This is a genomic window from Frankia sp. CeCAU1, from assembly GCF_977971845.1.
In genome coordinates this window covers 1938-10507 of record NZ_CDWWXA010000151.1, presented here as the reverse complement: position 1 = coordinate 10507, position 8570 = coordinate 1938, and the positions used below count along the sequence as shown (strand labels likewise).

7 protein-coding genes and 1 pseudogene are annotated in these 8570 nt (G+C 68.9%); 3 read left to right on the top strand and 5 right to left on the bottom strand.

The features are described 5' to 3' along the window. Positions 1 to 43 precede the first annotated feature (43 nt). A complete protein-coding gene (locus tag AC08OO_RS20080; protein WP_476618897.1) occupies positions 44 to 277 on the bottom strand; it encodes a hypothetical protein in 234 nt (77 codons plus the stop codon). 193 nt (positions 278 to 470) lie between these two features. Between AC08OO_RS20080 and AC08OO_RS20075 the strand changes: the two are divergent. Then, positions 471 to 1195 (top strand): annotated as a pseudogene (locus tag AC08OO_RS20075) (ISAzo13 family transposase); the annotation flags it as partial. A 343-nt stretch (positions 1196 to 1538) separates the two neighbouring features. Next, entirely contained in the window at positions 1539 to 1985 is a 447-nt protein-coding gene (locus AC08OO_RS20070) for a hypothetical protein (protein WP_476608187.1), read from the top strand. A 159-nt stretch (positions 1986 to 2144) separates the two neighbouring features. On the opposite strand, the gene AC08OO_RS20065 is transcribed toward AC08OO_RS20070, so the two are convergent. The 4 genes from AC08OO_RS20065 to AC08OO_RS20050 form a co-directional block, all read right to left on the bottom strand. Continuing rightward, positions 2145 to 2906, bottom strand: coding sequence for an ABC transporter permease (locus tag AC08OO_RS20065; RefSeq protein ID WP_476608186.1), 762 nt, complete (start codon positions 2904 to 2906; stop codon positions 2145 to 2147). Further along, the gene (locus tag AC08OO_RS20060) at positions 2903 to 4009 is read right to left on the bottom strand and encodes an ABC transporter ATP-binding protein (RefSeq protein WP_476611256.1); all 1107 of its coding nucleotides are present in this window, start codon (positions 4007 to 4009) and stop codon (positions 2903 to 2905) included. Before AC08OO_RS20060 ends, AC08OO_RS20065 begins: the two co-directional genes overlap by 4 nt. A gap of 437 nt (positions 4010 to 4446) precedes the next feature. After that, a complete protein-coding gene (locus AC08OO_RS20055) occupies positions 4447 to 5313 on the bottom strand; it encodes an LLM class F420-dependent oxidoreductase (RefSeq protein WP_476611257.1) in 867 nt (288 codons plus the stop codon). 167 nt (positions 5314 to 5480) lie between these two features. Next, positions 5481 to 6371: a class II glutamine amidotransferase gene (locus AC08OO_RS20050; RefSeq protein ID WP_476608183.1), complete on the bottom strand. Its 891-nt coding sequence runs from the start codon at positions 6369 to 6371 to the stop codon at positions 5481 to 5483. Positions 6372 to 7116: 745 nt separating this feature from the next. Here AC08OO_RS20050 and AC08OO_RS20045 point away from each other — a divergent pair. Continuing rightward, entirely contained in the window at positions 7117 to 8460 is a 1344-nt protein-coding gene (locus AC08OO_RS20045) for a glycosyltransferase family 4 protein (protein ID WP_476611258.1), read from the top strand. Positions 8461 to 8570: the final 110 nt, after the last annotated feature.

Sequence of the window (8570 nt, the reverse complement as noted above, 5' to 3'; positions counted from 1 at the left end):
GACGGCAACGACGAGTTCCCCGAGTTCCGCGAGCCCGCCCGCCTCAACCGGTCAACCTCCGCCGCCAGCTCCTCGACCCGACGTTCCTGCCCAGCCAGTCGCTCCTCCGCTCGGCGATCCCGGCCCGCAGCTGTTCGATCAGCCCCGCCCGCGCCACCACGAGAGCAACCAGCTCCTCACGCGACATCTCCTCCGGCGGCACCCGGCCACACCACCACGCCCCGACCACGCCACCACGCCACCACGCCACCACGCCACCACGCCACCAGAATGGCAAACAACATCCACACCCGGCTCCAACACCAGCCACTCACCGCAAGATCACGAATCTACGTGAATGTTTACGTGTGCGAGTGGGGCGGCCGGCGGATTGGAGTGAGACGGTCACGGGGCGGCAGGGAGCCGCCGGAGAATAACTCCGGTGTTTGATCTACGTGGGAGATCGTGGGACGCTCGGCGCCGTGGTAAAGATCAACGAGGCGGCGCTCGCGGAGAAGTTCACCGTGTTGTTGCCGCATCTGGACGAGCGGCAGCGCCGGCTGGTGCTGGGCGCGAATGCGCGGGCGTGCGGGCGTGCGGGCGTGCGGGCGTGGTGGGATCCGGCTGGTGGCCAGGGCGGCTGGGGTGTCGGCGGATACGGTCTCACGCGGGGTGGCCGAGTTGGAATCGGACGCGGCCCCGATGGGCCGGGTGCGCGCGCCGGGCGCGGGCCGGGCGCGGGCCGGGCGCGGGCCGTAAGACGCTGCGGGAGAAGGACCCGGAGTTGGTGGCGCTGGTCGAGCCTGATCAGCGGGGGGATCCTGAGTCGCCGTTGCGGTGGACGGTGAAGTCGACTCGGCGGCTGGCCGAGCAGCTCACCGCCGGTGGGCATCCGGTGGGTGCGGACACGGTCGGCGCGTTGCTGCGTGGCGAGGGGTTCAGCCTGCAGGGGACCTCGCGCACGACCGAGGGCGCGCGTCATCCGGACCGGGACGCCCAGTTCTCCTACATCAACGAGCGGGTGAAGGAGTTCACCGCGGCGGGGCAGCCGGTCGTCAGCGTCGACACGAAGAAGAAGGAAGTTCTGGGCGACTATGCCGTCGCCGGTCGGGAGTGGCATCGCAAGGGGCAGCCGGTGCGGGTCCGCGCTCACGACTTCCCGGAGAAGGGCGCGCAGAAGGCGGTGCCGTATGGGGTCTACGACCTGGCCGCAGACTGAACTTACCCCGGTTCCGTGCACAGGTCGGGCTTTTGAAGCTCCGGGAATTCGTGGATCCTGTACCAGCTCGATCTCTGGATTGTATCCATTCAGGATACAGGTTCCAGCACCCCTGAATGGATACCTTCCCGTCAGAGCCACGGAGGCGGCCCGGTGGTTCTCGTGGTCGTTCCCGGCGCGCGCGCACGCCTGTCGTGGTCGTTCCCGGCGCGAGGCGGCAGGTCGGTGTGACCCGACACCGCCGGGGCATCCCGTCAGGGTGAGCAGACACACCCGCCGGCGTCGAACCGACAGCAGTCAAACCGACAGCAGTCGGGCTGAAGGCAGTCGAACCGATCGGATGAGCGGGAATCGTCCGGCCGGGGGGCGCCGAGAGGACGACCGCACGCAGCCCGATCTCGACGACACGACCGCTGACGCGGTCGGCAAGCTCAGCGAGGCGCTGGAGTGGGTTGAACGGGCCCGCGGGGCGCTCTACGAATTCCATCAACTCTCCGGGCGGGCCGATCTGATCCTCGCGGAGGCGATTAGCGGTCTGGAAGACGCCGGCCACCCCCAGCTGGCCTCCTATGTGCGCCGGGAGCTGCACGGACGCAACGTCCTCGACGGGCGGTGGACCTTCCAGATCATCGAGGAGTACGACGACATCTACTACCGCCCCTTCGTTGCCGTGGACGAACAGGTCCGGCTGCGGCTCACCGGTGGGAGGCGCCACGTCCACGAGGCTCGCATGAAGGCTCAGGAGCGGGCCCGCGCCGGTCGGGACCTGTGGGGCCCGGGCGCCTGACCTACGGTCCACCGAGCGTCCACAGCGGGACGACCGGTGGACCGCGGCTCCGGGCCTGAAGGCAACCTGCCGGTGAGTTCAGGCATTCCGATGATCACAGATAGTCAGATGATCACGGCTTCAGAGCTCATGCCGACGGAGATCGCACCTCCGGCGGGCTCAGGCGTCCCGACGCTTGGCCAGGACGAGCCCGATGGCGAACAGGCCGAGGCAGATCGCGGCGAAGTACACCAGGGAGCCCCAAGGGCCGAAGGGCATCCCCTTCACCACGGGCGGCCCGTCGGAATGCTCCACCTGCCCGGCGACGATGAAGTTGTCGCCGTTGACAAACGGCAGCCAGTGCTGGATGTGGCGACCGACCCGGGGGATCGCCGGCAACAGGCTCTCCGCCAGGAACAGGTAGACGAGCATGATCACGATCGCGCCCGCCGACTGCCGGATGATCAGACCCAGAGCCAAGGCAAAGATCGCCGCGAACAGGTAGACCAGACCGACACCGAAGACGTTGCGGTACTCCTGCGCCGTGTCCAGGGCCAGGGGGGCATCCGGCCTGATCAGCTTGGCGACGCCCCAGGAAGCGAAGGCGGTGAGCTCACCGACGGTCCCCGCGAGCAGGGCGACGACGACGGCCTTCGCGAGCAGTGCCGGCGTCCGGGTGGGCACCGCGAGGAACGTGGACCGGATCGTGCTGAAGCGGTACTCGGTGGTGACCGCCAGCGCGGCCATAACCATCATCACCACGAGGCCGAAGTTGTAGGCGAACTGGGTGACGTTCGGGGTGAGGTCGGCGAGGTCGTTATCGCTGGTCGCCGCCGCGAAGATCGAGGTCAGCCCCACGGTGAGCGCGGCCGCCAGGATCATGCACCACCACGGTGAGCGGGTCGAGAACAGCTTGATCCGCTCGACGGTGAGCAGTGTCATCGTCCAGTCCCTCCTCGTGCCGCCTCGGCCGAGGCCGACGAACCGCCACCGGCATCCACGCCACCGGCATCCACGCCACCGTCGACCGACTGGCGGGGTGTCCCGGCCAGTGGACCGGCGGCAGTTCCCGCCGGCACGGGCCCCGGCGGAGCACCTGTCGCCGACCGGCTGTCGCCCGGCCCCGGCGTCCCGGCGTGGTACTCCACCTCGCCGCCGGTCAGTTGGATGAACGCCTGCTCCAACGAGCCGCGCTGCGCCGCCAGCTCGTGCAGGACGAGCCCGATCCGACCGGCCAGCTCGCCGACCTGCTCGGTGCTGCTGTTCGACACGAGGAACGCCGCCGGACCACTGTCGCCGGCGGCGACGTCTCGAACCGCGAGGCCCTGACCGGTCAGCACGCCACGCAGCCGCTCCATCTCCGGCCCGCGGACCCGGACCGCCGACTCGGACGCCATGTCGATGAACGCATGGGTACTGGTCTGGGCGATCAGCCGCCCGCGACCGATGACGACGAGCTCCTGGGCGGTCAGCGCCATCTCGGACAGTAGATGACTAGAGACGAAGATCGTCCGGCCCTCGTCCGCAAGTCGATGCATGAACTGACGAATCCAGAGGATTCCTTCCGGGTCCAGCCCATTCACGGGCTCGTCGAAGAGAAGGACCTGCGGGTCACCCAGCAGGGCCGTCGCGATCCCGAGACGCTGTGCCATCCCGAGCGAGAAGCCACCCGCCCGCTTGCCGGCGACCGAGGTGAGCCCGACGATCTCCAGGACCTCGTCGACCCGCTTCCCGGGAATTCGGTTCGCCGCGGCCATCCACCGCAGGTGCGAGCGGGCGGAGCGGTTGGGATGCACCCATTTCGCTTCCAGCAGCGCTCCGACCTGGCGGAGTGGTTCCTTCAGCTCGGCATATCGCTTACCGTCGATACGGACCTGGCCTGCGCTCGGATTGTCGAGCCCCAGGATCATCCGCATTGTAGTGGACTTTCCCGCACCATTCGGCCCCAGGAAACCGGTCACCTTGCCTGGCTGCACCGTGAAGGACAGGTCGTTGACGGCGACCGTACGTCCGTACCGCTTGGTGAGCCCTTGCGCCTCGATCATTCCCCTCCTTGCCGTGGAACATCACTATGTCGGGATGACGGACCGGACCCGGGCTGCTGCCCGCTCGGTAGGACCCGCCGACGGCAGGCAGGTAGGCAGGTAGGCAGTTGCACCGACCGGCCGCGCCTCCCCCGGTTGGCATCATCGTCGCGGAGCACCCACCATCGAGCCAGCCGCTATCGGCCGGCGGAGTGTCATCCTGCCGACAGGAAACAGGCCGTGAACCCGCAGCAGATTTTCCAGCACCGCGCCGAAATGCACGGTGACGTCACGCTCACCATTGGTCCAGGCCCGCAGCTTGCCCGAGGCGACGTTCAGTATGCTAACCAATCGCCCAGGGCGGACCGTCGGGGATGGACCGGCTACCAGCCGAGGTGGCATCCGCTCGGCTCGCCGGCGGATCAGCCGGATCAGCCGGATCAGCCGGATCAGCCGGATCAGCCGACGATGACCGGCGCCAGCCGGGCCCACTGCTCGCGCGGGAGCCGGGTGGGAGTGGAGGTCAGCACCTGGATGGCCACGTGATCGGCACCGGCCTCATGGTGCTCGGCGACCCTGGCTAGCACGGAGTCCACATCGCCCCAGGCCACCACGGCATCGACGAGGCGCCGCGAGCCGGCACCCGTCAGATCGTCCTCGGTGAAGCCGAGACGGCGCAGGTTGTTCACGTAGTTCGGCAGCTTCAGGTAGAACGCGAGGGTGTCGTGCGCGACCGCCCGGGCCTGAGCCGGATCGGTGTCGAGGATGACCATCTGCTCGGGCGCGAGTAGCGCGTCCGGGCCAAGCAGCTCCCGGGCGCGCCGGGTGTGCTCGGGGGTGGTGAGGTAGGGCAGGGCACCCGCGGTGCGCTGCGCGGCGATCCCCAGCACGCGGGGACCGAGAGCGGCCAGCGCCCGGCCGGCCCGCGGGACGCCCAGCTCGTCGAGGGTGTCGAGATAGTCGACGAGGACGTCGACGGGACGCTCGTAGCGACGGTCGATCCTCTTCTCCACCAGCTCCTTGTGGCCGGCACCGAGCCCGAGCAGGATCCGGTCGGGGTGCGCCTTCGCCAGCATGGCGTAATGATCGGCGACGACGTCCGCCGGTTCGGTCCAGATGTTGAGGATGCTGGTACCGACCACCAGCCGATCCGTGTTGTCCAGGATCGCGGCCGCGAGTTCAAGATCGCCACTGGCCGCGCCGATCCATACCGTCGGGACGCCGAGGGCCTCCACCTCGGCCGCGATCTCCGCCCGGGCCGGGACATCCTTCGGCCACTGCCGCTCGGTTGCCCACAACCCGATCCTGCCGACCTCTGCTACCACGACGAGCCCCTTCCGCGCAGGGAACTGCCACTGTCCGTGCCATTACCCCATCACGTCTGCTACCCCGTACGCACGCCCGGCATGTCGGCCGGTTCGTTGAATCTGTGGATCGGTAGTTCAGTGGATGGGCGGATCAGGGGATACAGGGGATTCAGGGACCGGAATGATCACGCGGACAGAGGGAGGTCGGGCACCGCGGTGGTCTGCGACACGGCGGCCTGCGGCCGCAGCTCGTCGAGGGACAGCTGGTGAACCGGCGGCCCGTCCAACACGATCCGAGAGGTCACGGTGAGATCGGCGGCCACATGCAGCAGCTCCCCGCTCTCCATCAACCGCCACCGAGGGTCCTCGTCCATCCGCTCGCTCTCGACCACGACCGCGGGCTTGGTGAGCAGGTCGAGAGAGCGGACCCGGATCTCGCTGAACGGACTCGCGTGATCAAGGTGGCGTTCGTTGCGCCCGCCCGGGCCACGCCGAAGGACGTACAGGCCATTGGTGTCCGGATACCGCAGGGCCCAGAGGTCCCGATCCGTGATGAGAATCATGTTGATGGAGTACAGCGGCAGGTTCTCGGCGGCCCAACGAGCGGCGGATGCGATTCCCTCGCCGACGTCCCCGTCACAGGCGTCGATCTCGCGGGTGACGAGGGCGAAGAACCGTTCCGAGTCGGTGTCACCGAGGACCGGGAGACCGGCCGTGCCGAGCTCGGCGTCCAGCTTGTCCAGCCCCTCGATCACGCCGTTGTGCGCGAAGATCCGCCCGTTTCGAACGAACGGATGGGTGTTGTCCTCGCAGGCCCGGCCGGTGGAGGCGTGCCGGACATGCGCGACGAACGTCGAGGAGGTGACCTGCTGCGGCTCCTGGGCGAATGCCGTGTCGGCCCGGTTCCGGATGACCTGTTTGACCACCCACGCGGTGCCCTCGGCGTCGAATCCGCCGAAGCCAGCCCCCTCCGGGGTCCGCAGCGTCGCAGCCCGGGGACTGTCCGGCGCATCCAGCAGCCAGAAAGTCGCCTGCACCCTCGTCGGCCCGCTGCTCATCGCGAACAGATGACACATCTACGCCCTCCCTCGCCGATGTCGACGGCTCCGGTACTGCGCCGGCCAGGACGCTACTGGTTCCCGCGTCCCAGACGCGGGTCCACCGAGCGGTGGCCGGGTCGATTCCCCGAAGCGAAAATGGCAACGTTACCCCCGCCCCGGCGCCCGCGACATGCCGACGAATCTGCACGCGAATCCGCTTTCGTCAACCCGTCAAGGGCCTGCTGGCGCATCGGTCCCGCCGTGAGGGCCGCCGTGAGGGCCGCCGAGCAGAGGTCGCACGGCACCCGGACCCCGTCCGGGCACTGGCCGGGTGCCCGCCGGGACGCTGCATAGTGCCGACGGGCAAGGCGGTGTTCCCCGCACCCCGCCGGCCCCGCCGTGATCAACTTTCCGAGTCGTCACCCGACAACCGCCTGGGACCACTAACGGTGACACATCCGGATCGAAGCGACCATTGCATCCCGTTTTTCCGTAAATTTGCACCACATCACGTGATCAGACGGCCTGTCAGACCGCACGATGATCAACCCTTACCTGACTGTCGGATCCTGCTCGGGCGACAACCGCAACCGTGTCCGGCCACCCGTACGACCGCCACTCCGGGCACCGGCCGGGATGTCCGTACCAATTCGTTACCTTAAGTTTCCCTCGATCCCCCCGGAACCGCGGGACCATGAAGACGTCACTCCCCCTCCCTGGAGTAACGTATTTACGCTATTAGTCTTACTCTCCCGTTACGGCACGGCAGAATCGGGGACACGTGGCGGAGTCATTGGGATCTTTCCAGGCGCTGTGCATTCTCTTCTTCTGCGAGCAGTACCCGCCCGTCGTCTGGGACGGCGCGGGCACCTACACCGCGGCGCTGGCCACGGCACTCGCGAAGCTCGGCCACGACGTCCACGTCCTGTGCGCCCAAGGGCGTCATGTCGTCGACTCGGTGGAGGACGGGGTGCACGTCCACCGGCGCCCGTTACTACGGGTGCCGGTCAGCCGCGGGCTGGGAAAGCTCGGCGCCCAACTCCGGGGACCCCTGTACCCGCGTGACTCGCTGGCGCTGCGGGCCAGCCTCCCGCTGTCCTATAGCTTGTGGATGCGTCAACTCGGACTCAGACCAGACGTGATCGAGACCCAGGACGGGGAAACCCGCGGCCTGATCCAGGCCATACGTCGCTCCACGCCGCTCGCCATCCACCTCCACTGCCCGACCATGCTCACGGTCAGGCTTTCCGGCCAGCCGGTCGGGTTGAAGGGCCTGGTCGCCGACCGGCTGGACCGGACGTCGGCGAGCCTGGCCGCCGTGGTCACCTCACCGTCGCAGCTGCTCGTCGACACGCTGCGGGAGCAAGGCTGGTTGGGTGACCGTGAGGTGGAGGTGATTCCCAATCCGTTCGACGCCGAGCCGTGGCTCGACATACCCGACGTCGCCGAAACCACGCCGACAGTCGCCGTCGTGGGTCGGCTCGAGGCCTACAAGGGCGTGGACGTGCTGCTCGACGCGTCGGCCCGCCTTCGTGGCACGGGGGTGGCGCACCGGCTGGTGCTCGCGGGACGCTCGGCGGGTGAGATCAACGGGGTGCCCTCGGGCGAGTGGCTGGCCCGCCGGGCCAGCCAGCTTGAGCTGGACGTCGAGTTCACCGGGCACCTGTCCGGTTCTCAGATCCGCGACGTCTACCGGCGGGCCCGTGTCGTCGCCGTGCCGAGCCGCTTCGAGAGCTTCTCGATCGCGGCCGTCGAGGCGATGGCGGCCGGCCGGCCGGTGGTGACCACGACCCGGGCCGGAGTCGCGCCCTTCGTCGAGCGCTGGGAGGCCGGATCCTCGGTACCGGCCGGCGATCCGGTGGCGCTGGCGGATGCGCTGGCGCCGTTCCTGCTCGACTCCGCGCGGGCGAGCGCGTTCGGGGCACGGGGTCGCCTCGGCGTGGTCGAGATCGAGCCCTCGGCCATCGCTCGCCGCAAGATCGAGGCGTACCGGCGCGGCATCGCGCACTTCGACACCCGCAACCGGCAGCAACACCCCAGGCCGAGCCACGCGGCCGCCGATTTATACCCCGACCTGTCCCGGGAACGGCGCCGCCACCGGCACTGGCCCGCAGCCCGGCCCTGAGGTGGCACCCGGCCCTGAGGTGGCACCCGCAGGCTGACTACCGGCTGCCCCGTACCTGGTGACCGGCCCGCCACGGCCGCTCGAAGTCGAGGTGCCGCAGCGCCCCCGCT